This is a genomic window from Rhizobium sp. CBN3 (assembly GCF_030518245.1).
GTDB classification, from domain to species: Bacteria; Pseudomonadota; Alphaproteobacteria; order Rhizobiales; family Rhizobiaceae; genus Rhizobium; species Rhizobium aethiopicum_A.
Map to the genome: position 1 here is coordinate 158,841 of NZ_JAULSE010000012.1, position 24,464 is coordinate 183,304.

The 24,464-nt window shown below is 60.9% G+C and carries 24 protein-coding genes; 20 read left to right on the forward strand and 4 right to left on the reverse strand.

Annotated elements, in window-relative coordinates; all coding sequences use genetic code 11:
• The first annotated feature begins 1 nt into the window (after window position 1).
• The 14 genes from QWJ46_RS19460 to folD all read left to right on the forward strand — a co-directional run bounded on the left by QWJ46_RS19460 (window position 2) and on the right by folD (window position 11,772).
• Window positions 2–1,054: a flagellar hook-associated family protein gene (locus QWJ46_RS19460; RefSeq protein WP_302753004.1), complete on the forward strand. Its 1,053-nt coding sequence runs from the start codon at window positions 2–4 to the stop codon at window positions 1,052–1,054.
• Window positions 1,055–1,085: 31 nt separating this feature from the next.
• Entirely contained in the window at window positions 1,086–1,433 is a 348-nt protein-coding gene (flaF, locus tag QWJ46_RS19465; protein WP_184457306.1) for a flagellar biosynthesis regulator FlaF, read from the forward strand.
• Window positions 1,430–1,879: a flagellar biosynthesis repressor FlbT gene (gene flbT / locus QWJ46_RS19470; RefSeq protein ID WP_012482697.1), complete on the forward strand. Its 450-nt coding sequence runs from the start codon at window positions 1,430–1,432 to the stop codon at window positions 1,877–1,879. Before flaF ends, flbT begins: the two co-directional genes overlap by 4 nt.
• Window positions 1,870–2,295, forward strand: a complete 426-nt coding sequence (gene flgD, locus QWJ46_RS19475) for a flagellar hook assembly protein FlgD (protein WP_184457308.1) — start codon at window positions 1,870–1,872, stop codon at window positions 2,293–2,295. Before flbT ends, flgD begins: the two co-directional genes overlap by 10 nt.
• A gap of 91 nt (window positions 2,296–2,386) precedes the next feature.
• Window positions 2,387–2,653: a flagellar biosynthesis protein FliQ gene (gene fliQ, locus QWJ46_RS19480; protein WP_184457310.1), complete on the forward strand. Its 267-nt coding sequence runs from the start codon at window positions 2,387–2,389 to the stop codon at window positions 2,651–2,653.
• A gap of 149 nt (window positions 2,654–2,802) precedes the next feature.
• Window positions 2,803–4,890, forward strand: a complete 2,088-nt coding sequence (flhA, locus tag QWJ46_RS19485; RefSeq protein ID WP_184457312.1) for a flagellar biosynthesis protein FlhA — start codon at window positions 2,803–2,805, stop codon at window positions 4,888–4,890.
• A complete protein-coding gene (fliR, locus tag QWJ46_RS19490; protein WP_184457313.1) occupies window positions 4,887–5,639 on the forward strand; it encodes a flagellar biosynthetic protein FliR in 753 nt (250 codons plus the stop codon). The genes flhA and fliR overlap by 4 nt, the downstream gene beginning before the upstream one ends.
• Window positions 5,640–5,646: 7 nt before the next feature.
• Entirely contained in the window at window positions 5,647–6,060 is a 414-nt protein-coding gene (locus QWJ46_RS19495) for a hypothetical protein (RefSeq protein ID WP_064800702.1), read from the forward strand.
• A gap of 31 nt (window positions 6,061–6,091) precedes the next feature.
• Entirely contained in the window at window positions 6,092–6,655 is a 564-nt protein-coding gene (locus QWJ46_RS19500) for a rod-binding protein (RefSeq protein WP_302753012.1), read from the forward strand.
• A 123-nt stretch (window positions 6,656–6,778) separates the two neighbouring features.
• On the forward strand, window positions 6,779–7,144 hold the full coding sequence (locus tag QWJ46_RS19505; protein WP_003556590.1) for a hypothetical protein: 366 nt from the start codon (window positions 6,779–6,781) through the stop codon (window positions 7,142–7,144).
• Window positions 7,144–7,683, forward strand: a complete 540-nt coding sequence (locus QWJ46_RS19510) for a hypothetical protein (RefSeq protein WP_184457317.1) — start codon at window positions 7,144–7,146, stop codon at window positions 7,681–7,683. The genes QWJ46_RS19505 and QWJ46_RS19510 overlap by 1 nt, the downstream gene beginning before the upstream one ends.
• 293 nt (window positions 7,684–7,976) lie before the next feature.
• A complete protein-coding gene (locus QWJ46_RS19515; protein WP_302753029.1) occupies window positions 7,977–8,816 on the forward strand; it encodes a WecB/TagA/CpsF family glycosyltransferase in 840 nt (279 codons plus the stop codon).
• Between the two features lie 172 nt (window positions 8,817–8,988).
• Window positions 8,989–10,752, forward strand: a complete 1,764-nt coding sequence (locus tag QWJ46_RS19520) for a succinoglycan biosynthesis protein exop (protein ID WP_302753030.1) — start codon at window positions 8,989–8,991, stop codon at window positions 10,750–10,752.
• 120 nt (window positions 10,753–10,872) lie between these two features.
• Window positions 10,873–11,772 carry a bifunctional methylenetetrahydrofolate dehydrogenase/methenyltetrahydrofolate cyclohydrolase FolD gene (gene folD, locus QWJ46_RS19525; protein WP_302753031.1) on the forward strand — a complete coding sequence of 300 codons (900 nt, stop codon included), beginning with the start codon at window positions 10,873–10,875 and terminating at the stop codon, window positions 11,770–11,772.
• On the opposite strand, the gene QWJ46_RS19530 is transcribed toward folD, so the two are convergent.
• On the reverse strand, window positions 11,773–12,801 hold the full coding sequence (locus tag QWJ46_RS19530) for a LacI family DNA-binding transcriptional regulator (protein ID WP_302753032.1): 1,029 nt from the start codon (window positions 12,799–12,801) through the stop codon (window positions 11,773–11,775).
• Between the two features lie 297 nt (window positions 12,802–13,098).
• Here QWJ46_RS19530 and QWJ46_RS19535 point away from each other — a divergent pair, with 297 nt between their 5' ends.
• From QWJ46_RS19535 to QWJ46_RS19560, 6 genes are all read left to right on the forward strand, one after another.
• Window positions 13,099–14,460: an ABC transporter substrate-binding protein gene (locus QWJ46_RS19535; protein WP_184457326.1), complete on the forward strand. Its 1,362-nt coding sequence runs from the start codon at window positions 13,099–13,101 to the stop codon at window positions 14,458–14,460.
• Between the two features lie 185 nt (window positions 14,461–14,645).
• A complete protein-coding gene (locus tag QWJ46_RS19540) occupies window positions 14,646–15,659 on the forward strand; it encodes a carbohydrate ABC transporter permease (RefSeq protein WP_302753034.1) in 1,014 nt (337 codons plus the stop codon).
• 1 nt (window position 15,660) lies between these two features.
• Window positions 15,661–16,824: a carbohydrate ABC transporter permease gene (locus tag QWJ46_RS19545; RefSeq protein WP_184457330.1), complete on the forward strand. Its 1,164-nt coding sequence runs from the start codon at window positions 15,661–15,663 to the stop codon at window positions 16,822–16,824.
• A 33-nt stretch (window positions 16,825–16,857) separates the two neighbouring features.
• Entirely contained in the window at window positions 16,858–18,510 is a 1,653-nt protein-coding gene (locus QWJ46_RS19550; RefSeq protein WP_184457332.1) for an alpha-glucosidase, read from the forward strand.
• Between the two features lie 21 nt (window positions 18,511–18,531).
• Window positions 18,532–19,620 carry an ABC transporter ATP-binding protein gene (locus tag QWJ46_RS19555; RefSeq protein WP_302753036.1) on the forward strand — a complete coding sequence of 363 codons (1,089 nt, stop codon included), beginning with the start codon at window positions 18,532–18,534 and terminating at the stop codon, window positions 19,618–19,620.
• A 175-nt stretch (window positions 19,621–19,795) separates the two neighbouring features.
• Window positions 19,796–20,149 (forward strand): hypothetical protein, encoded by a 354-nt coding sequence (locus tag QWJ46_RS19560; protein ID WP_020920408.1) that lies wholly within the window; start codon window positions 19,796–19,798, stop codon window positions 20,147–20,149.
• An 85-nt stretch (window positions 20,150–20,234) separates the two neighbouring features.
• Here the strand turns inward: QWJ46_RS19560 and edd are convergent, their stop codons facing one another.
• From edd to zwf, 3 genes are all read right to left on the reverse strand, one after another.
• Window positions 20,235–22,055 carry a phosphogluconate dehydratase gene (gene edd / locus QWJ46_RS19565; protein ID WP_302753037.1) on the reverse strand — a complete coding sequence of 607 codons (1,821 nt, stop codon included), beginning with the start codon at window positions 22,053–22,055 and terminating at the stop codon, window positions 20,235–20,237.
• Window positions 22,056–22,150: 95 nt separating this feature from the next.
• Window positions 22,151–22,849: a 6-phosphogluconolactonase gene (gene pgl, locus QWJ46_RS19570; protein WP_302753039.1), complete on the reverse strand. Its 699-nt coding sequence runs from the start codon at window positions 22,847–22,849 to the stop codon at window positions 22,151–22,153.
• Window positions 22,850–22,859: 10 nt separating this feature from the next.
• Window positions 22,860–24,335, reverse strand: coding sequence for a glucose-6-phosphate dehydrogenase (gene zwf, locus QWJ46_RS19575; protein WP_184457340.1), 1,476 nt, complete (start codon window positions 24,333–24,335; stop codon window positions 22,860–22,862).
• Window positions 24,336–24,464 lie beyond the last annotated feature (129 nt).

Here is a 24,464-nt window from a genome sequence, read left to right on the forward strand (position 1 = left end):
CATGAAGAGCTCATTTATTTCAAGTTCGGCCATTCAGAACGCGATGCGGTTGACGATCCGTCAGGCGCAGAATCAGATGACGAAGGCGACGATGGAAGCGACGACCGGAGTCTACGCGGATATCGGTGTTTCGCTGGGCGGCAATGCGGCCAGAAGTGTGGATTTCACCCGCGAGACCGACAGAATAGACTCGATCAAATCAAGCAATTCGCTCGTCAGCGCGCGCATGGAATCCTCGCAGCTCGGTCTTTCCAAGATGAAGGATGTCGGCGACGGCCTCGTGTCGAAGCTGACGGCGCTGCAGGGCAGCCACGATCCGGGCAGCATCACGGTCGCCATTCAGTCGGCGACCAGCGCACTTTCGACCATGATGGATACGGCCAACACCATGGTGAACGGCGAATATCTGTTCTCCGGCATCAACACCGACGTCCAGCCGCTCACCGACAAGACGACCGCCACGAGTACGGCAATCGTTACGGCTTTGAACACTTATGCAGCCGGTCTTGTCCCGCCGAAAGCGGTCAGCGATCTCACCGGCGATGAAATGCAGACCTTCATCACCTCGACGGTCGAGCCGATGTTCAGCGAGGCGAACTGGACCAACACGACGACCGGCTGGTCGCAGGCATCGAGCCAGAACATGACGAGCCGCATCAGCAACTCGGAAGTGATCGAATCCTCTACCAATGCCAATTCCGAAGGCATGCGTTATTTGGCGCTCGCCTCGGTCGTGACCACCGCGCTGCTGAGCCAGAACCTCAGCACCGATGCAATGACGACGGTGTCCAAGCAGGCCATCAGCTACACAGCGAAGGCCACAAGTGGCCTCGTGACGCAGGCAAGCCAGCTTGGCCTCTCGCAGGAGCGCGTCAAGAAGTCCAACGACGCTCTCGATGCCCAGTCGAACATCATCAAGAACAAGCTGGTCGATCTCCAGGGCGTCGATCCCTACGAAGCCTCGACCCTCGTCAAGACTTTGGAAACGCAGCTTGAAACCGCTTACACGATCGTCTCGAAAATCCAGCAGTTGAGTCTCGTAAACTACCTTTGATGATCAAAGGCGCGCACAGAAGGATGCATGAATGTATCAGTTCTCATATGCCGAAGTCATGCAGGACTCGGTGGCCGACGCGAAAGAGCGGGAATGGCAGGTTCTTGACCGGTCCATAGAGCTGCTGTCGTTGGCGCGCGACAAGGAAAAATACGGTCGGGAAGCCATCGAAGCCCTGTTTTATACGCGCCGGGTGTGGATCAGCTTTATCGAGGATTTGAAACATCCGGAAAACCAGCTGGATATCCAGCTCAGGGCCAACCTCATCTCGATTGCGATCTGGATATTGAAGGAATGCGACAGGATCAGAAAACGTCTGTCGAATAACTACCAGGGCATCATCGACGTTACCACCATCATCAGGGATGGACTTAAATGAAAAGTACACTTCGAATTTCTCTGAAAGCCGGAGAAAGAATCTTCATCAACGGCGCCGTCCTGCGTGTCGACCGCAAGGTCGCGCTGGAATTCCTGAACGATGTGACGTTCCTTCTCGAGAATCACGTCCTCCAGCCGGAAGGCGCAACGACACCCCTGCGCCAGCTCTATTTCATCGCGCAGATGATCCTCATCAATCCCGAGGGCAAGGACCACTCGACGGCGATGTTCCGCAAGTCGATCACCATGCTGCTCACCTGCTTCAAGAACGAAGAGATCCTCGCTGAGCTGAAGCGGATCGACGCGCTTGTGTCGACCGGCCGCGCCTTCGACGCCTTGAAGGCGATCCGCGGTCTCTACGCGATCGAAGACAATATCCTCAACAATCACGAACTGCCGCCGACGATGGTCGAGCAGATTCGCAGGGAGATCGCACCATGGCGGTAGACGCAACGTCAAGCGTGACGAGTTCGACCTCGACGAGCTCGAGCTCGACCCAGAGCAAGGCGACGCTGAACTACGACAATTTCCTTCAGCTGCTCATCGCGCAGATGAAGAACCAGGATCCGACCGATCCGATGGATGCAAGCGAGCAGGTCGCTCAGCTTGCGACCTTCTCACAGGTCGAGCAGACGATCCAGACCAACACCAAGCTGGATACGCTTCTGGCAAGCTCGAGCCTGACCCAGGCCAGCAGCTATGTCGGCAAATATATGGAAAGCGCCGACGGCACTGTCAAAGGCGTGATCGATTCCGTCAAAGTTTATTCCGACGGCATCATTGCGACGACCACGGATGGCGATAAGATACTCGTGCAGGCGGGAATCACTGTTGCCGACGAGGCGCCGAGCAGCAGCTCCTGACGCAAAGGGGCGTCAGCGCGCCCGACAAACCAGATCAATCGCAGCCCTGTCATAGCGGGGCTGCTTCGAGGCGATATGAGGTTGCCTTCAGATGAATGAAGCTGATGCATTGGATCTGTTCCAGGCCGCAATCTGGACGGTCCTGATTGCCTCCGGTCCGGCGGTTCTCGCCGCGATGGTGGTGGGTCTCGTCATTGCCTTGATCCAGGCGCTGACCCAGGTGCAGGAAGCGACACTGACCTTCGTGCCGAAGATTGTCGCGGTGCTCGTCGTGGTCGGAATCACTGCCCCCTTCATCGGCTCGCAGATCTCCATTTTCACCAATCTCGTCTTCTCGCGCATCCAGTCCGGCTTCTGAACAATTCGAGCAAAACTGTGCAGCGGTTCTACGCCTCCATAAAAAGCTGAACCGCTCTGAGCCACCTTCGCGCAAGCTTCGCCATTTAATTCTCGATCCGAATTGGGCGGACCCATCTCCGCCTCCTCTCATGAAGAGACGGAATCGTCATGGCGCAACCACCTGCACTCCCCCTTCCGAAAGTCGCCCCGAGCTTGCGCGATATCGGTTTTGCCCTCGGCATCATCGGCATCATCTGCATTCTCTTCCTGCCGATCCCGCCGTTCCTGATCGATATGGGCCTGGCCTTCTCGATCGCTTTCTCGGTGCTGATCCTGATGGTCGCGCTGTGGATCCAGAAGCCGCTCGATTTCTCGTCTTTTCCGACCATTCTGCTGATCGCGACGATGACACGGTTGGCGCTCAACATCGCGACGACCCGCGTCATCCTGTCCCACGGCAATGAAGGACACGATGCGGCCGGCGGCGTCATTGCCGGTTTCGCCAGTCTCGTCATGTCCGGCGACTTCGTCATCGGTCTGATCGTCTTCCTGATCCTCATCACCATCAACTTCATCGTCATCACCAAGGGTGCCACGCGCATCGCCGAAGTCGGCGCGCGTTTCACCCTGGACGCCATCCCCGGCAAGCAAATGTCGATCGATGCCGATCTCTCGGCCGGCATCATCGACGAAAAGGAAGCCCAGCGCCGGCGCAAGGAGCTCGAAGAGGAGAGCTCCTTCTTCGGGGCGATGGACGGTGCATCGAAATTCGTGCGCGGCGATGCCGTCGCCGGTCTCATCATCACCGCGATCAACGTCTTCGGCGGCATCATCATCGGCTATTTCCGCCACGGCATGCCGATCGGCGAAGCGGCCGACGTCTTCGTCAAGCTCTCCGTCGGCGACGGCCTCGTCTCGCAGATGCCGGCCCTCATCGTTTCGCTCGCGGCCGGCCTTCTCGTGTCGCGCGGCGGCACGACCGGCTCCACCGACCAGGCGGTCGTCAACCAGCTGAGCGGCTATCCCCGCGCGCTCTCCGTTTCGGCGGTGCTGATGTTCGTTCTCGCCCTGATGCCGGGCCTGCCCTTTGTCCCCTTCGTGATCCTTGGCAGCCTTCTCGCCTTCGGCGCCTGGTTCATTCCGCGGCAGGTCGAGGCTGAAAACAAGCTTCGCCGCGAACAGGAGGAAAAGAAGGTCGTCCAGAGCAAGGAGCTGGAGAAGGATTCGGTCAAGTCGGTGCTCCGCACCTCCGAAATCGAGCTCGCGCTCGGCAAGATGGTGTCGACGCGCCTGCTCGGCGCTCACCAGGAGCTGGCGTTCCGCGTCGGCAAGATGCGCAAGAAGTTCGCCACCCAATACGGTTTCGTCGTGCCGGAAATCAAGGTCACGGACGACATCGCCATCGCCGAGAAATCCTATCAGATCCGCATCCACGGCACGACGGTCGCATCCAATCTGCTGCGTGTCGGCGAAGTCCTGGTCGTCACCGGCGCCGGCCGCAAGCCCAGCATTCCGGGTGATGAAATCCGCGAACCCGCTTTCGGCATGCCGGCCGTCTCGATCCTCGAAAACTTCGCCGACGATCTGAAACGCGAAGGCTTCCAGCCGATCGACAATGTTTCCGTCGTGCTCACGCACATGAGCGAGGTCATCCGCAACAACCTGCCGCAGCTTCTGTCTTACAAGGACGTCAAGGTGCTGATCGACCGCCTCGACCCGGAATACAAGAAGCTCGCCGATGAGATCTGCTCGTCGCACATGTCCTATTCCGGCCTGCAGGCGGTGCTCAAGCTCCTGCTTGCCGAGCGAGTGTCGATCCGCAACCTGCATCTCATTCTCGAAGCGGTGGCCGAGCTCGCCCCGCATGTCAGGAAGACCGAGCAGATCGTCGAGCATGTCCGCATCCGCATGGCCCAGCAGCTCTGCGGCGATCTCGCCGATAATGGCGTCTTGCGTGTGCTGCGCCTCGGCAGCAAATGGGATCTCGCCTTCCACCAGGCGCTGAAGCGCGATGCCAAGGGCGAGGTGATCGAATTCGACATCGATCCGCGCAGCCTGGAGGAGTTCAGCGAGCAGGCCAGCAAAGTTATCCGTGAGTTCATGGATCGCGGCCTGCCATTCGCCCTTGTCACGTCGCCGGAAACACGCTCCTATGTGCGCATGATCATCGAACGGCTGTTCGCCACGCTCCCGGTCCTGTCGCATGTCGAATTGGCCAAGGGCATCGAGATAAAGATTTTGGGCTCGATTTCATGATAACAGACCCGCAAGGGACGGTTCTTGCGCTGTTTCTGGTTTTCTGCCGGATCGGCGGCTGTGTGCTGGTTCTTCCGGGTTTTTCCTCGGCGCGCGTGCCTGAGCAACTGCGCGTCTTCATTGCCCTCGCGCTGTCGATCGCCGTCATGCCGCTGCTCTGGGACACTGTTTATCCCGCCGTCCACACGGGATCCGCGACCTATATCGGCCTGATCTTCAGCGAATCACTGATCGGCGTGATGTACGGCATGCTGGCCAGACTCTATACGCTCGGCATGCAATTCGCCGCGACGATCCTCGCCATGATGGTCGGTTATACCCAACCGGGTTCGGCCGATGTCATCGAAGACACGCCCGAGACCAGCCTTTCCGCCTTCATCACCTTTGCCGGCATCATGATTCTCTTCATCATGGATTTCCATCACATCGTCTTCCGCGCCCTGATCGATTCCTACACGACCATGCCTTTCGGCGGCCTGGTGCAGATGCGCGCGACGTTGATCTCCTTCACCGACACGCTCGAGCAGACGACCTACATCATGCTGCGGCTGTCGAGCCCCTTTCTGATCTACGGCATGATCTTCAACGTCTCGATCGGCTTCATCAACAAGCTGGCGCCGCAGATCCCGGTCTATTTCATTTCCACGCCCTATCTGCTGATGGGCGGGCTCTTCCTGCTTTACATCTCGATTGCGGCGCTGATCAGCCAGTTCGGCCAGGCTTTCAGTTCAATCTACATCGGGCGATGAGGCCGTCATGATCGAGAAGAGCCGTTCCCAGAAGCTCAAGCGCCTCCTGTCGGTGCAGCGGCATATCGAAAGGATGGCGGAAAACGATCTGGCCGAAACCAGCCGTCAACGCATCGAGGTCAATGCGGCGATGGACGACGTCATCGTCGCGCTTGGCTCGATGGATCCCGTCCACCACGCTTTCTCGCAGAATTATGCCGATCGATTCGGCAGGCTCACCATCAAGGATCAGCAGCTGACGGGCATGCAGCAGATCCACGAGATGCGGCTGTCGCGCGAGCGCGCCAAGGCCGATCGGCTGGAAGAAGGTATGAAAGAGGCCTTGGACGCTGAGCGCCGCGAGGCCGACGACAATGCTGTTTACGATGTGATCGATCAGCAATTCGCAACGCCAGCCTCCAGCAAGCTTCAAAAACCATAATCGTTGCGATCTTAATTCAGAGGATTGTAACGTGGCTATTTCGCCCCCCAGTGATCTGGTCCTGGACGTGGTCAAAGCTGCCGACCCCATGGAGGTTCAGGCAGCCCAGGAAAAATTGAAGGCAAATCGTGCGGCCTTTGCCGCGACGAGTCTCGCCGAGAACGGCAAGGGCTTCTCCAATACGGTCGACGTTCTCGATCATATCGGCCAGAAGAGCGGCCTCTCCAACATCCAGAACCGCACCAAGACCGAGGAGGTTCCGGAAAGCTACCGGAAGTTCGAGGCCATGGTGCTGCAGAACTTCGTCAAGTCGATGCTGCCGAGCGAGAGTGAAGACGTTTACGGCAAGGGCGCGACCGGCGATATCTGGAAGGGTATGATGGCCGAGCAGCTCGGCAACACCATGGCCAAGGGCGACGGCATCGGCATCGCCAAGCAGATGTACAGCGAGCAGCTGCGCCGCCAGGAAGGCAAGATCGTCAACGCTTCGACCGATGATCGCGACCGCAACACCGCGCTCAGCATGATCGATGATTTCCAGCGCAGGACCTTCGGCACGCCGACCGCCGACTCCAAGACCGATAGAACAGGATGATTTTAGGCCTGTTGGCCTGAAATCTGAACCCTGTTCTCAATTATTAGTTAGAGCATGATGTCGTCCGAAAACCGCGCACACTTTTCGGCATCAGGCTCTCAGCGACACATAACCGAGGGCACAATGGAAATAGTTTCGAACGAATACAGGATCAAATCCGTTCTCGGACGCCTCGAGATGATCATCGACAATGAGAACACCCGAATCGGCAACGATCCGCAGTTCGACCTCAAGGTCTCCAACGCCCACAAGAGCCGTTGCCTCTACGAGCTATCGATGCTTTTCCGCGATACCGATCCGGCCGAGCTTGCCGCTGCCCATCTCGATCAGCTGCACGGCCTGAAAAAGAAGCTGGTTCTGAACGCCCGGCGTGTCGAGGCGCATCTCGAAGCGGTTCGTGCCGTGGCCGACCTCCTGAAGAATGCGGTTCAGGACGCCGACGCCGACGGCACCTATTCCCAGGAACAATTCGCCGCGCGTGGAAACTGATGGTCAAGCTCGTCCTCACCGGTATCTGGGTTTGCGCCATCACCTTGGCCTCGGTCTATTTTTCGGTGTACCTGGCGACGGCGCCGGCACCCGCGGCAACGGATTCCAAGCAGAGCGCGCTCGAGCTGGTGAAGGGCGAAACGATTACTGTGCCGGTCATCGGCGACGGTGCGATCACCGGTTATTTTCTCGGCCGCATTTCCTTCATGATGAACAAGGACATGCTGAAGGGCGTGACCTTGCCGCTCACCGAGATGACGACCGACGAACTTTTCAGCCTGCTTGTCGGCAACAAGATGGTCGATCTTGCTCACATCAAATCTTTTGACCCAAAAGCCTTTCGCGAGGAGATCAGGAAGGGCATGAACGAGCGCCTCGGCGGCGAGTATGTCGCCGACGTGATGCTGGAGCAGCTCGATTATCTCTCCAAGGAAGAGGTCAAGGAAAATTCGGCCGGTCAACCGAAGAAACTCGGCGCACCGGTCAAGATCATCGATGGCGCGCCAGCCGAGGGAGCACCGGCCCCGGCCGCCCATTGAAACAACCGATTATCGATGCAGTAACGGCGCCTTCGGGCGCCGTTTGTCGTTGGGCCGCCTTTGGTTAATAAACTACTTATACGAGCATCAAAATCCAAGGAATTTTCCTAAGGGTTGTTTGAAACCGTCCTGTTATATCAGGTGGCACAGCTTGGCATGCGCCGTTTCCGCGACCGGGGCGACGTCGTTCCATGCGTGACGCGACCGGTCCTTTCGAGACCTCCGGGGTGCGGAAATATGGGCTTGTTTTCCGGGATTTCGGGCGCATGACGCACCCTCGGCAGGAGGTAGGAATGAACTTGATTGCAAACTTCGCGGTGCTTGCGTCGCGGCGGACGATCTTCGATCTGCCGGTCTGCGATCTCGGCTGGGACGATGCCCTCGTTTTCATCAACGAGCTCGCCTCCATTCCCGTCGGTCAGACCGTCGTTTGCTTCGTCAACGCCCATAACATGCTGACGGCGCTGCGGGACGATGAATATTACCGCATCATGTCGCACAATCTGGTGCTGCCTGATGGCATCGGCCTCAACATCGCTTCGCAGATCTCCCATGGCGCGCCGTTTCCCGCCAATTTGAACGGCACGGATTTCGTCCCGGCCTTCCTCACCTTCATGGAGGCCCCGCGCCGCATCGGCCTTATCGGCGGCAAGCGCTCGGTCGTCGAGGCGGCGGCAGAAAATTTCCACAAGCACACGCCCTGGCATGAATTTGTCGTTATTTCCGACGGTTTTTTCGACAAGGTCGACTCCACGGATGTCATCGAGGAGATCGAGCGCCAGAAACTCGATATTCTGATCGTCGGCATGGGGACGCCGCTGCAGGAGAAATGGGTTCACGATAATATCCGTGCCGACCATGCGCGCCTGGTGCTGACGGTGGGCGCGCTCTTCGACTTCGTTTCCGGCGCCGTGCCGCGGGCACCGAAGACCGTGCGGATGATGCGTCTGGAATGGGCCTATCGCCTGATACAGGAGCCCGCGCGCCTCTGGCGGCGCTACATCGTCGGCATTCCGGTCTTCCTCTTTCATGTCCTGCGCTACCGCTTCCGCCGGCGCGAAAGAATTCTCAGCCATCCGGAAGAGTCCCGCAGCGTCGGGCAGCCGCCGGCCGATCGCAAGAAGGCGAGCTGAGCCTGCAGTGCCCGCGCGGTTGACGCGCAAGCAGCGCCGTCGAGGCAACGGACCGCAATTCTTGACAGCTGCGGTTAACCATTTCTTTGCCATGAAAATTTAGAGTGGCTTAATCATCTGCTTGCCTGCGGATGAGTGAACTCGGCCATCATGTGCATGAGATGTGGCGCAAATGTACGATAGCAGGGCCAGAAGCAGTTTTCTCGATCGCGCAGCCGCAAGGCCGCGCGCCGATGACGATCCCTATCGGCAGTCCCGATCGAACGGACCGGATATCGCCCCGCCCGAAGCCGACCTGCTGCGCGCCATCGGCCGTGTGCTGGAAGAGCAGCGCATGAAGGCGGTGCCCGAGGCGCCGCTCGTCGACCGCATCGAAACCATTCTCGGCAACCGTCTCCGGGCTGCCAATGATGTCGGTCATCGTCTTCCGCCGGAACCAGCGCGATATGAGGAGCCGGTGGCTCCCCCTGGGGAGCCGGCGATTTTTGTCGAACCGTTGGCCGCAATTCATCAGGAACCGGTCGAGCCCCGGCCGGCAGCACTGCAACGCCGCGTGGGCAAGGCCGGCTTTGCGGTAACGGTTGCTGCCGCAACGATCCTGGGCGCCGGTCTGCCGATGCTGATGCCGGCTGCGCCCGCCCTCTACCGCGCCGAAACGACCCTTGCCGTGAAAACGGATACGGCAAGCCGCGCTGCTTTCACGCAGGCTGCGGCGAAGGGACTGCTGTCGGCACGCGCGGTTGCGTCGATGGTCACCACCCTGAAGCTCGATCGCGATCCCGAATTCGTCGGCACGGGCGCCAATGCGTTCGCCGTTGTGCTCGATCTTCTCTCCGCAAGCGGTGCTGCCGCCGATCCGGCCTCGCGCGCCGAGGCGGCGCTGAAACATGCGGTCGAGATTGTGCCCGATGCCGCCGCCGGCACAATCCGGGTGCGGGTGACAACCGGCGACGGCGCCAAATCCACGCGCATCGCCGCAAGGCTTGCCGAAGCAGCGGGCGGAGACGCACGAGGCGGCAACGCCGAAACCGACGCGGTTTTGCGCAAGGCCTATGACGAGGCTCAGGCGGAGCTTGCCGCCTTCACGGCAAAGAGCGGCGAAGGCAACGTCAAGGTGGCGATCGATCTTCGCCGCCAGATCGACCGGCTCGATGCCGATCTGAAAGAGGCCGAGGAGAGCATCCTTGCCGCCAAGGCGAAGGCCGACCAGCTCAAGGCCGCAAAACTTGCCGATGTGCTCGATGGTTCGCTCTCCTCCGATATGATTTCGCCGGCGTTGCAGGACTGGCGCGACAAATATGCCGTCGCCAGGACGGCGCTTGCCCAGCTTTCCGCCGAACTCGGGCCCCGCCATCCGCGCCTGCTGCAGCAACAGGCCGAAACCGATGGCCTCAAGGCGAATATGGTCAAGGAGCTTGCCCGGCTCGCCCAGCTCGCCAATGCCGCCGCCAAGGCTGCGGTCGATGCGCGCAAGGGCCTGAACGACCGCCGCAACACGCTGATCGCCCAGAGCCGGGATACCGGCGTCGATCTGTCGCGGCTGATCGAGCTGCGCGAGAAGGCGAATGCTGCGCGCTCGCGGCTGGAAGAGGCGGCGTCCGCATCGGCGACAGCCGACGACGGTCATATGACCATGCTGAAGCCGCCGCTGGCATCGGCGATATCGGCAACGGACGGTCTGACCGGCCGCGCGCTGGCCGGCGCCGCCACAGGCCTGGCGATCGGTCTTTCCTTGGCTTTCCTGCTGTCCTTGCGCAAATCCGTCGCGGCTCCGGCAAGCGATTTGCCGGCGTCTCCGCCCGTTGCTTCTCCGCCGCCATCGCCCGTGCCGGCCCCGGCGGCGGTCGACGAGATCGAGCTGCTGCGCTCCGAAATCTCGGGCCTGCGCGACCGGCTTCGTGTTCACGTGATGGAAACGCGGCAACCGCGGCGCTGAACGAACATTTCCTTGCAAATTTGATATTGCCTTGCCGCTTTCCGACAGGATAGGGCGTTAGCGGGCATTTGACGCTCGTCAACTATTCATAGATTGACGCGAAACAGGGCGGAGAGACGCGTGACGACAGTAATCGACGGCAAGAACGTAGCTGCATCGGTAATTCAGACGGTCAAGAGTGCGACGGCAGCGCTGGAAAAGAGCAGCGGCGTCACCACCGGCCTTGCCGTCATCATCGTCGGCGACGATCCGGCAAGCCACGCCTATGTCGGCTCCAAGAGCCGCATGGCCAAGGAATGCGGTTTCAAATCCGTGCAGCACACGCTGCCGGCCGAGACGACGCAGGAGGAACTGGCAGGCCTCGTCGCCACCCTCAACGCCGATCCGTCGATCCACGGCATCCTGGTGCAATTACCCTTGCCGAAGCCGCTCGACAGCGAACCGATCATCCAGTCGATCCTGCCGGAAAAGGATGTCGACGGCCTCAGCGTCGTCAATGCCGGCAAGCTTGCCACCGGCGACCTGAAGACCGGTCTGGTCTCCTGCACGCCGGCCGGCGCCATGGTCTTCGTCCGCCGCACTCATGGCGAGGATCTCTCCGGGCTCAATGCTGTCGTCATCGGCCGTTCCAACCTGTTCGGCAAGCCGATGGCGCAATTGCTGCTCAATGCCAATGCGACGGTGACGATGGCTCACTCCAGAACCAAGAACCTCGCCGAAGTCTGCCGCAATGCCGATATTCTGGTCGCTGCCGTCGGCCGGCCGGAAATGGTCAAGGCCGATTGGGTGAAGCCAGGGGCGACGGTCATCGACGTCGGCATCAACCGCGTGCCGGCTCCTGAGAAGGGCGAGGGCAAGACCCGGCTCGTCGGCGACGTAGCCTTCCGCGAAGTCTCCGAGGTCGCCAGCACCATTACCCCGGTTCCGGGCGGCGTCGGGCCGATGACCATCGCCATGCTGATGGCCAACACCGTCATCGCCGCTCATCGCGCTGCAGGGCAGACGCCGCCGCAGTTCTGATTATGCTTGCTGCGGGGCAGGGCCGGTCGAGGCCCTGACGATCAGCTCGGTTTTCCAGAGCTCCTGGTCGGGGAAGGGGCCGGCCTGTTTCACCGTGCCGATCAGCCGCTGGGCGATGCGCACACCCGCCGCCCGCAGCGAGGAGCGTGTCGTCGTCAGCGGCACCGAGAAGTTTTCCGGCTTCAGGAGCGGCAGCACGTCGTCATGGGCGATCAGCGAAATATCCTCGCCGAGCCGCAATCCGGCCTGGTTGACGGCGCGGATCGCCCCGAGCGCCATCACCGTGCTGGAGCAGAGGATCGCCGTCGGCCGTTCTGGCAGTTGCAGGAACCGTTCCATCGCCAGCAGGCCCTGTTCGTCCGTCATCAGCGCGTGGCTTATGCAATCCTCCTCGAGCGTGAGGCCGCGTTCGGCAAGGGCTGAGATGACGCCGTTCCTTCTGCGGATGGCGAAATCGAGATGCATCGGCCCGTTCATCAAGGCAAAACGCGTATGGCCGAGCTGCAGCAAGAGCCGCGTCGCGTCGTAGAAGGCCCCTTCATTATCGATGTCGAGATAGGGATAATCCGGCTCCGCGCCGAAGGAGCGGCCGTGCACGACATAGGGCATGGAAAGCGATTTCAGCATGGCGAGCCGCGGGTCGTGACCGCGCATATAGGCGATGAACAGCGCGTCGACGTTGCCGCTGATCGCAAGCCGCCGGAGCGCCGCCACCTCGTCATCCGGATCGGACGGCATGATGACGAAATGGAAATCGTGACGCACGGCCTCCTCGCCGAGCCCGGCCAGAAATTCGCCGAAATGCACGTCGGATTGATGGCCAGGCGCCGTCGGCATGACGAGGCCGATCGAGCCTGCCTTGCCGGTGGCAAGCCGCTGGGCAGCCTTGTTCGGCCGGTACCCGGTTTCCTTGACGGCCTGAAGCACGCGCTCCCGGGTGGCTTCGTTGACCTCGGGATAACCGTTGAGCGCCCGGCTTACCGTCGTCTGCGAAAGCCCAAGCAATTCCGATAGCTGTTTGAGATTCACCTGCTATGCTTCCTCCCGGCCCGCCCGTCGGCCGCTTTAAAAGGCCTCCCGCCTCCAAATGGCGTCCAAAGCGCTTTTAATTATGTATCATCTCGCGCGCTTGACTCAAGAAAAATCGCTCCATATTTCCGCGGTAGGCGCTGCTGCGCCGCGATATTCCCCGGATGATAGGGGATTTTCGTGAAATGACTTGACTCCGTTCCACCGAAAGTGAAATGAGTTGGGTGTCAAAGCGCTTTGAAATTTCTTTTACATGGGAATTCGGCGCGGTCGGGATTGTGATGGGAGGTTGATCACATGAAAAAGTCATTTTTGATGGGCGTTGCCGTTGCGGCGCTGTTTGCCGGTGCTGCGTCCGCGGCCGATCTGAAGTTTGCCCCGGGACAGGATTCCAAGTTCAACTGGAAGAGCTATGACGAATTCAAGGCCGCGCACGCCGATCTGAAGGGGCAGCCGCTGACGATCTTCGGGCCGTGGCGCGGCGAGGACGAGGCGTTCTTCAGGAGCGTTCTCGCCTATTTCACCGAAGCGACCGGCGTCGATGCGAAATACTCTTCTTCGGAAAATTACGAACAGCAGATCGTCATCGACACGCAGGCAGGCTCGCCGCCGAACATTGCCGTTCTGCCGCAGCCGGGCCTTCTGGCCGATCTCGCCGGCAAGGGCTTCCTGACGCCGCTTGGCGACGACAATTCCAAGTGGATCAAGGACAATTACGGTGCCGGCGACAGCTGGGTCGGTTACGGCACCTACAAGGGCAAGGACGGCAAGGAAGCCTTCTATGCCTTCCCTTATAAGGCCGACGTCAAGTCGCTCGTCTGGTACGTTCCGGAGAACTTCGAGGAAGCCGGCTACAAGATCCCGACGACAATGGAAGAGCTGCATGCCCTGACCGACCAGATCGTCAAGGACGGCGGCGTTCCCTGGTGCATCGGTCTCGGGTCCGGCGGCGCCACCGGCTGGCCGGCGACCGACTGGGTCGAGGACATCATGCTGCGCATGCAGCCCCCGGAAGCCTACGACAAGTGGACGACCAACGAGCTGAAGTTCACAGATCCGGCCGTCGTTGCCGCGATCGACGAGTTCGGCAAGTTTGCCAAGAACGAGAAATATGTCGATGGCGGTGTCGCCGCGGTGGCCTCAACCGACTTCCGCGACAGCCCGAAGGGCCTCTTCGCCGTTCCGCCGAAGTGCTACATGCACCATCAGGCCTCGTTCATCCCGTCCTTCTTCCCTGAAGGCACGAAGCTCGGCCAGGATGCCGACTTCTTCTACATGCCGACCTACGCCTCGCATGCCGACCTCGGCAAGCCGGTTCTCGGCGCCGGCACGCTCGTCTCGATCACCAAGGATTCGAAGGCGGCCCGTGCCTTCATCGACTTCCTGAAGACCCCGATCGCGCACGAGGTCTGGATGGCGCAGTCGAGCTTCCTGACGCCGTATAAGGGCGTCAGCACCGATGCCTATGCCAATCCGCAGATGAAGAAGGAAGGCGAGATCCTGACCTCCGCCACCACCTTCCGCTTTGACGGTTCCGACCTGATGCCGGGCAAGATCGGCGCCGGCGCCTTCTGGACGGGCATGGTCGATTTCGTCGGCGGCAAGTCTGCCGAAGAGGCTGCCGGCGAAATCCAGAGCGCCTGGGACGGCATCAAGTAATCGTTCAGATATGTCGCCGGCTTGCCGGCGACATGGCTTGCGTGACTGGCCGGGCTCGCAAAGAGCCCGGCCATCGCGGGATATATTGTGATTGGGCAATGCAAACATATTGACGATGACCGGCCTTGACCCGTCAGAATGAAAACCGGCCGGAATAAGATCAGGGGAAGCAGGGGAGGGACGGAATGCTGTTGCAGATAGTGTCCGCTTTGGGCGTCGTGGTCGCCGCCGTTGTCGCGTGCTCGGCCTATTTCTATTTTTCGAACAAGATCCTGGATTTCGCTCTGCCGGTGAAGGACGGCGACATCCGCGCGGCCTCGCGCAACCTCAATCGCCGTGCGCTCATCCGGCCATGGCTGTTTCTCGGCCCGGCGCTCTTCCTGCTTTTCGTCTATCTCGTCTACCCCGTCGTCGCCACCTTCATTCTCTCCTTCTACGACCGCACCGGCCAGCAATTCGTCGGCGTGGCCAACTACAAATGGGCGATCGGCGACCGCGAATTCCGCCAGTCGATCTTTAACAACATCCTCTGGCTCGCCGTCGTGCCGGCCGCCTGCACCTTCTTCGGCCTGGTCATCGCGGTGATGACCGACCGCATCTGGTGGGGCAATATCGCCAAGAGCATCGTCTTCATGCCGATGGCGATTTCCTTCGTCGGCGCCTCGGTCATCTGGAAATTCATCTATGAATATCGCGGCGGCAACGACGTCCAGATCGGCCTGTTGAACGCCATCGTCCAACTCTTCGGCGGCACGCCCGAAGTCTGGATCTCGGTTCCCTTCTGGAACAATTTCTTCCTGATGGTCATCCTGATCTGGATCCAGACCGGTTTCGCCATGGTCATCCTGTCGGCAGCGCTGCGCGGCATCCCGGAAGAGACGATCGAGGCCGCCGTCATCGACGGCGCCAATGGCTGGCAGATCTTCTGGCGCATCATGGTGCCGCAGGTCTGGGGCACCATCGCCGTCGTCTGGACGACGATCACCATCCTCGTCCTCAAGGTCTTCGACATCGTGCTGACCATGACCAACGGCCAGTGGCAGACGATGGTGCTCGCAAACCTGATGTTCAACTGGCTGTTCCGCGGCGGCGGCGATTCCGGCCGAAGTGCCGTCATCGCCATCATCATCATGCTCGCCGTCACGCCGATCATGATCTGGAACGTGCGCCGCGCCAACCGCGAACTGAAGGGCCATTGAGATGACCGCTGTCGGAAGCTACTTCAAGATCGGCCCTGCCCGTCTCTTCGTTCACCTTGCCGTTCTGCTGATCGTCATCATCTGGCTGATCCCGACGCTCGGCATCTTCGTCAGCGCGCTGCGCGACAAGGACCAGATCGTCGTCTCCGGCTGGTGGACGGCCTTTGCCGGCTCGACCCAGACCATCGCCGTCCGCCTGGGCACGCCGGACCAGCAGCGGCAGGAAGGCGCGACTTACGTCATCTCAGGCAATGTGCTGGAAGGGCAGACCGGCCGCTCGGTAAAAGCCTTCGGCAACCGCGTGCAGCAGCCGGCTGCTTTCGAAGCCGGCGAGACCGCCGATCTCGGCGATGGCGAGAGCCTGCAGATCAACAGCGACGGCAGCTATCGCTACATGAAGAACACGGCCTTTTCGCCGGATGAGCGGCCGCGGCGCATCTATGTCTCCGTCTCTGCACCGCCGGAATTCACGATGCAGAACTACAATACGGTTCTGACCGGCGAAGGCATCGGCCAGTCCTTCATCAATTCGCTGACGGTGACGATCCCGGCAACGATCATCCCGATCCTGATTGCCGCTTTTGCCGCCTATGCTCTGAGCTGGATGGAGTTTCCCGGCCGCGGGCTGCTGATTGCACTCGTCGTCGGCCTCATCGTCGTGCCGCTGCAGATGTCGCTCATCCCGCTGCTTCGCCTCTACAACGAGATCGGCAATATGCTCGGCCAGCCGTCGAAGACCTATCCCGGTATCTGGTTCGCGCACACCGCCTTCGGCATGCCGCTCGCCATCTTTCTCCTGCGGGCCTATATTGCCGGCCTGCCGAAGGAGATCATCGAATCCGCCCGCGTCGACGGCGCAAGCGACTTCGAGATCTTCGTTCGCATCGTTTTGCCCTTGTCCTTCCCGGCACTCGCCTCCTTCGCCATTTTCCAGTTCCTGTGGGTATGGAACGACCTGCTCGTCGCCATGGTCTTCCTCGGCACCGACCAGGATCATCTCGTGCTGACCGGCAGGCTGAACGCGCTGCTCGGCTCGCGCGGCGGCAATTGGGAGATTTTGACGGCGTCGGCCTTCGTGACTATCGTCGTGCCGCTGCTCGTCTTCTTCGGACTGCAGCGTTATCTGGTGCGTGGTCTGCTGGCGGGCTCGGTCAAGGGCGGCTGACAATCCCCCGAAATGTGACGAACAGGATATCTCATGAACGTGGCTTCCCAATCGATCTTGACCGCCGACAAGGACTGGTGGCGCGGCGCGGTGATCTATCAGATCTATCCGCGCTCCTACCAGGATTCGAACGGCGACGGCATCGGCGACCTCAAGGGCATCACCGCCCGCCTGCCGCATGTGGCAAGCCTCGGCGTCGACGCGATCTGGATCTCGCCCTTCTTCACGTCGCCGATGCGCGATTTCGGTTATGACGTTTCCGATTACGAGAATGTCGATTCGATCTTCGGCACGTTGGTGGATTTCGACACGATGATATCAGAGGCCCACCGCCTCGGCATCCGTGTGATGATCGACCTCGTCATCTCGCACAGCTCGGACCAGCACCCCTGGTTTGTGCAGAGCCGTTCCAGCAAGACCAATGCCAAGGCTGATTGGTATGTCTGGGCCGACGCCAAACCGGATGGCTCGCCGCCGAACAACTGGCTCTCGATCTTCGGCGGATCCGCATGGGCGTGGGATCCAACGCGCATGCAATATTACCTGCACAATTTCCTGACCTCGCAGCCGGATATGAACCTGCATAACCCGGAAGTGCAGGACCGCCTGCTCGATGTCGTGCGCTTCTGGCTCAACCGCGGCGTCGACGGCTTCCGCCTCGACACCATCAATTTCTATTTCCACGACCCGCTCTTGCGCGACAATCCGGCGCTCGCACCCGAACGCCGCAACGCGTCGACGGCGCCGGCGGTCAATCCCTATAATTTTCAGGAGCATATCTACGACAAGAACCGGCCGGAGAACCTTGCGTTCCTGAAGCGCTTCCGCGCCGTGCTCGAAGAGTTCCCGGCCATCGCCGCCGTCGGCGAGGTGGGCGATAGCCAGCGCGGCCTCGAAATCGTCGGCGAGTATACCTCCGGCAATGACAAGATGCATATGTGTTATGCCTTCGAATTCCTTGCCCCCGATCCGCTGACCCCGGAGCGCGTCGAGGAGGTGATGGAGGATTTCGAAGCCGCCGCCCCCGATGGCTGGGCCTGCTGGGCCTTTTCCAATCACGACGTCATGCGTCACGTCAGCCGCTGGGGCGGGCTGGTCGCCGATCACGACGCTTTCGCCAAGCTCTATGCTTCGCTGCTGATGACGTTGCGCGGTTCCGTCTGCCTCTATCAGGGCGAGGAACTTGCTTTGACGGAAGCCGATCTCGCCTATCAGGATCTCCAAGATCCGTACGGCATTCAGTTCTGGCCGGAGTTCAAGGGCCGTGATGGCTGCCGCACGCCGATGGTCTGGGACAGCCACGTCGCCCAGGGCGGCTTCTCCACGGTCAAGCCCTGGCTGCCGGTGCCGGTCGAACATATTCTGCGCGCGGTCAACGTCCAGCAGGGCGACGAGACTTCGGTGCTGGAGCACTATCGCCGCTTCATTGCCTTCCGCAAGCTGCATCCGGCCTTTGCCAAGGGTGAGATCGAATTCGAGGAGACAGAGGGCGATAGCCTGGTCTTCACCCGCGAATACGCCGATGAGAAGCTGCTCTGCATTTTCAACATGAGTGCGGCCGAAACCAGCGTCACTCTGCCTGCCGGAGAATGGCAGGCGTTGACGGGACACGGCTTTACCAGCAACAACTATGGCGACAAGATCGATATTCCGGCCTGGGGGGCGTACTTCGCCCGTCTCGCCTAAGGATCAGGAGGGGAGTGACAAATGACTGGACTGACACTGAAGGACATCCGCAAATCCTACGGTTCCGTGGATGTTCTCCATGGTATCGACCTCGATATCAAGCAGGGCGAATTCATCGTCTTCGTCGGTCCGTCCGGCTGCGGCAAGTCCACGCTTCTGCGCATGATCGCCGGCCTCGAGGCGATTACCGGCGGCGAGATGTATATTGACGGCCATCTCGTCAATGACGTGCCGCCCTCCAAGCGCGGCATCGCCATGGTCTTCCAGTCCTATGCTCTTTATCCGCACATGACCGTCTTCGACAACATGGCCTTCGGCATGAAGATCGCCGGCGAAAGCAAGCAGGAGATCGACCGCCGTGTGCGCGCGGCGGCCGAGAGCCTGCAGCTGACCCAATATCTCGACCGCCTGCCGAAGGCGCTGTCGGGCGGCCAGCGACAGCGCGTGGCGATCGGCCGCGCCATCTGCCGCGATCCCAAGGTCTTCCTGTTCGACGAGCCGCTGTCCAACCTCGATGCAGCGCTGCGCGTCGCCACGCGTATCGAAATTGCCCGGCTGAACGAGCAGATGGCCGATACTACGATGATCTACGTCACCCACGACCAGGTCGAGGCGATGACGCTCGCCGACCGCATTGTCGTCCTGTCGGCCGGCAATATCGAGCAGGTCGGCGCGCCGCTGGAGCTCTACGAACGCCCAGCCAACCTCTTCGTCGCGAAATTCATCGGCTCGCCTGCGATGAACATCATTCCCGCGACGATCGCCGGGACCGGCAGCCAGACGGCCGTGACGCTGACCGGCGGCATGTCGGTGACATTGGATGTGGCGACCGATGCCTCCGAGAAGGGCAAGCAGGCAAGCTTCGGCGTTCGTCCCGAGGATCTGAGGATTGCCGACGGCGCCGACTATGTTTTCGAAGGCGAGGTCTCCATCGTCGAAGCGCTCGGCGAAGTGACGCTGCTTTATATCGAGGGGCTGGTTCCGGGCGAACCGATCGTCGTCAAGCTGCCCGGCATCTACGATGTGCATAAGGGCCAGAGGATGCGATTTGCCGCCGACAGGCAGAAGCTGCATCTCTTTGATGCGAGCGGCCACACCTATCGGAAATGAGGCAGCCTTTTTTGGGGGATAATACCAGAAATTGTGTGGAGGCAGCCGAATTCTCACTTTCTGTTAAAGATCGGCTGCTACCTTTTCCTCGTCGATTTATGAGGGGGATAAGCAGGTGGCCGCTTCCAATCCGTCACAGCCAAGATCTCATTTCCTGAGCAAGGAAGAATCCTTCATGTATGACCGCGAGGCGCGGTTCAAAATGGAGGACACAATGAATGCCGCGCGCATCGAATATACGGAAAAGGGCGTCATGCACGCGGCTTCGCGCCGCTGCGATATTGTCCGTATCTCGATGAGCAGCGCTACTCTCGCAATCCTGACCCAGTTCAGCCTGCCGAAGCAGTTCTATCTGGATATTCCCGATGCCCGCATCACCAAGGTCGGCTGCCTGCTGATGAAGGTCAACGCCAACAATACGATCGAGGTTCGCTTCCTGCGCCTGCTGACGCAGAAGGAGCTGAATAAGATCTTCGTCTACAGCACGCACCCCGCGCACAAGGATTACGTCCTCGATATCCGCGCCTGACGGGCAGTTTCGGACCGGTCATAGAAAAACCCGCGGGACGCTTCAGGCGCCCCGCGGGTTTTTGCTTATCCGCACCTGATCATGCTCAGTGGAAGAGCACGCTCGCGCCCTGATCGGAAGCGCCGACGGCACGCCGGAACGGCGCGAAGAGTTCACGGCCCATGCCGAATTCATTGTCGGAGAGATCGATGCTCACCGGCTCGCGCTCGGCAATGTCGGCTGCGTCGACCAGCACTTCGAGCGTGCCCTTGATCGCGTCGAGGCGAATGATGTCGCCGTCCCGGATGCGGGCGATCGGGCCGCCATCGACTGCTTCCGGCGTGACATGGATCGCCGCCGGCACCTTGCCGGATGCGCCGGACATGCGCCCGTCGGTCAGGAGCGCCACGCGGAAGCCACGGTCCTGCAGCACGCCGAGCGGCGGTGTCAGCTTGTGCAGCTCCGGCATGCCGTTCGCCTTCGGACCCTGGAAGCGCACGACGGCGACGAAATCGCGGTTGAGCTTGCCTTCTTTGAAGGCGTCCTGCAGTTCCTGCTGGCTGTGAAAGACGATCGCCGGCGCCTCGATGATATGGCGCTCCGCCTTGACGGCCGAGATCTTGATGACCGCCTTGCCGAGATTGCCGCGTAGCATCTTCAGCCCGCCATTCGCCTGAAACGGCGTCTCGATGCTGGAAAGCACCTTCGGATCGTGGCTCTTATCCGGCGACGGTTCGCGCAGCACCGAGCAGTTCTCGCCGAGCCGGGCATCGACCGTATAGGCTTCAAGGCCCTGGCCGAAGACGGTTCTGACGTCGTCATGCACCAGCCCATGCTTCAGCAGTTCCTTGATGAGGAAGCCCATGCCGCCGGCCGCCTGGAAATGGTTCACGTCGGCAAGACCGTTCGGATAGACGCGGGCAAGCAGCGGCACGATTTCCGAGAGTTCGGCGATGTCCTGCCAGGTGAGTTGGATCCCGGCTGCCCGCGCCATGGCGACGAGGTGCAGCGTGTGGTTGGTCGAGCCGCCGGTCGCATGCAGGCCGACGACGCCGTTGACGATCGAACGTTCATCGATCATCTCCCCGGCCGGCGTGAATTCGTTGCCGAGCGCGGTGATCGCTAAGGCTCGCTTGGCGGCTTCGCGCGTCAGCGCTTCGCGCAGCGGTGTGCCGGGATTGATGAAGGAGGAGCCCGGCATGTGGAAGCCCATGATCTCCATCAGCATCTGGTTGGAGTTGGCGGTGCCGTAGAAGGTGCAGGTGCCGGGGCCGTGATAAGACTTCGATTCCGCCTCCAGAAGTTCGGCGCGACCTACCTTGCCCTCGGCGAAGAGCTGGCGCACGCGCGACTTCTCGTCGTTCGGCAGGCCCGTCGTCATCGGCCCCGCCGGAACGAAGATCGACGGCAGATGCCCGAAGGAAAGCGCGGCGATGACGAGGCCCGGCACGATCTTGTCGCAGACGCCGAGGAAGAGGGCGGCATCGAACATATTGTGCGACAGGCCGACGCCCGCGGCCATGGCGATCAGATCACGCGAGAACAGCGACAGCTCCATGCCCGGCTGTCCCTGGGTGACGCCGTCGCACATGGCGGGCACGCCGCCGGCCACCTGGGCGACACCGCCTGCCTCGGCCGCCGCCTCACGGATGATACCAGGATAGGTCTCGAACGGCTGGTGGGCCGAGAGCATGTCGTTATAGGCGGTGATGATGCCGAGATTGGGGATACGGTCGCCGGCGAGCGCGTCCTTTTCGGCGGGGGAACAGATCGCGAAGCCGTGGGCGAGGTTGGCGCAGCCGAGCACCGAACGCTGCACGCCCTCGGAAGCGGCGGCGCGCAGGCGTTCCAGGTAGCGCTCGCGGGTCGGTTTCGAGCGTTCGACGATGCGATCGGTGATCGCAGAAATGCGTGCGTGAGCGGACATGGAGAATCCCTGCCTTGTTCGTTGTATCTCTATCCCTTTCGGCGGCTCCGGCCTGAAATCCGGATCCGGGTCTTCTGATCCGGGTCTGGGGCCGATCAGGGAGCCCAGTAGATCTCGACCGGGGAAGTGGCCCGGCGCAGAACGGCGCGGATCGGCATTTCTGCCTCGTCACCGCTGCCTTCCGCCTTGGCGAGAACGTCTTTTTTGCCTTCGCCCTCGATATGGAGAACCAGGAGTGCGGCATCCTGAAGACTGGAGAAGGTGAAGGTCAGGCGCGGTTCGCCGGCTCCTTCCGCTTCCATCGGGATGACGCCGCGCGGCGTCGATGCGTCGAGCGCCTGGGCAAGATTGCTGCCGCCCGGAAAGAACGAGGCCGTGTGGCCGTCGCCGCCCATACCGAGGATGACGACATCGAAGGGGATGCCGATTTCGGCGCTCTTTTCCGTCGCAAGCCTTGCCGCCCCCGCGACGGAGGATGCCGGCTGGTAAAGCGGCACGAAACGCGCCGCCTTCGCCTTGTCCTGCAAGAGATTGGCATCGACCAGCAGATGGTTCGAGCGGGCATTATCCGCCGGAACGAAACGTTCGTCCACCAGCGTGATCGTTACCTTGTCCCAGGCAATGTCGCGCGTCGAAAGCGCCTGGAAGAAGGCCTTCGGCGTCGAACCGCCGGAAACGGCGATGGACGCCGCACCGCGAGCGGCGATTGCCGCCGAAAGCGTATCGGCGACCGTGTCGGCGAGGCTGCCAGCGAGGTCTGCGGCACTGGCGAAGGAATGCAGGGTCGATGCCATCGATGTCGTCCTAGATGTCGTCATGCCAGGTGCGGCCGTCGCGCTCGATCAGCGCGATGGCCTGGCTCGGGCCCCAGGTGCCGGCCGTATAGCCCTGCACCTGTTGGCCGGTCGTTTCCCAACCTTTCAGGATCGGGTCCACCCATTTCCATGCGGCTTCGACTTCGTCGCGGCGCATGAACAGGGTCTGGTTGGAGCGGATCACGTCCATCAGCAGACGCTCGTAGGCGTCTGGATTGCGGACGTTGAAGGCCTGGGCGAAGCTCATGTCGAGCGAGACGTTGCGCAGCCGCATGCCGCCCGGACCCGGATCCTTGATCATCAGCGACTGCTTGACGCCCTCATCCGGCTGCAGCCGGATGATCAGCTGGTTGGCGACGATGCGTCCGGCCGCCTGATCGAAGATCGCGTGCGGGATCGGCTTGAAGGTGATGACGATCTCGGACATGCGTCCGGTCAGCCGCTTGCCGGTTCTGATATAGAAGGGAACGCCCGCCCAGCGCCAGTTATTGATCTCGGCCTTGATGGCGACGAAAGTCTCGGTGTTCGAGACGCCGCCTTCCAGCTCTTCGAGATAACCCTTGACCGGGCCGCTGCCCGAAGCGCCGGCGCGATACTGGCCGCGCACCGTCGCCTGCTCGACATTGGAGGCATCGAGCGGCTTCAGGGCGCGCAGCACCTTCAGCTTCTCGTCGCGAACGGCTTCCGAATCCATCGACGAGGGTACTTCCATCGCCGTCAGGCAGAGCAGCTGCAGAATGTGGTTCTGTACCATGTCGCGCAGCGCGCCGGCCGTATCGTAATAGCCGGCGCGGCCTTCCAGGCCGACCGATTCCGCCACGGTGATCTGCACATGATCGATATAGTTGGCGTTCCACAGCGGCTCGTAAAGCGCATTGGCAAAACGCAGCGCCATCAGGTTCTGCACCGTCTCCTTGCCGAGATAGTGGTCGATGCGAAAGATCTGCTCTTCCTTGAAGGCGCGGCCGATCGTGTCGTTGAGCTGCAGCGCCGAGGCGAGGTCGCGGCCGATCGGCTTTTCGACGACGATGCGGGTCGACCTGGTGATCAGCTTGTGATCGTGGATCTTCTGCGAAATGTCGCCGAAGATGCCGGGTGCTACCGCCAGATAGAAGGCGCGCACCCGGTCCTTGCTTTCGTCGAGCAGTTTCTTCAGCTGATCCCAGCCCGTGTCCGTGCGGGCGTCGACCGAAACGTAGTAAAGGCGGGCACAGAACTTCTCGACTTCTGCGTCGTCGTATTCGCCTTTCTTCAGGTGCTCCGTCAGCGCATCCTTGGCGAACTTGCGATATTCCTCATGCGAAAGCGGGCTGCGCGAGGCGCCGATGATACGGGTCGGTTCCGAGAACTGACCCTCGATCTGACGATGATAGAGCGCGGGCAGAAGCTTGCGTTCGGCAAGGTCGCCGCTGCCGCCGAAGACGACGTAATCAAAAGGCTCAACGGGAATGATCTGGCTGCTCATGAGCTTGTCTCTCAATCAGGCTGGTTGGTGGCCCTTTTAATCTAATCGATTTAAAAAAGCCAGTGTGCAGTGCAATGAATCTGTCAGGCACCGGTTTTAGAGCGAATTGCCGGAAGAGGAAATCCGCAA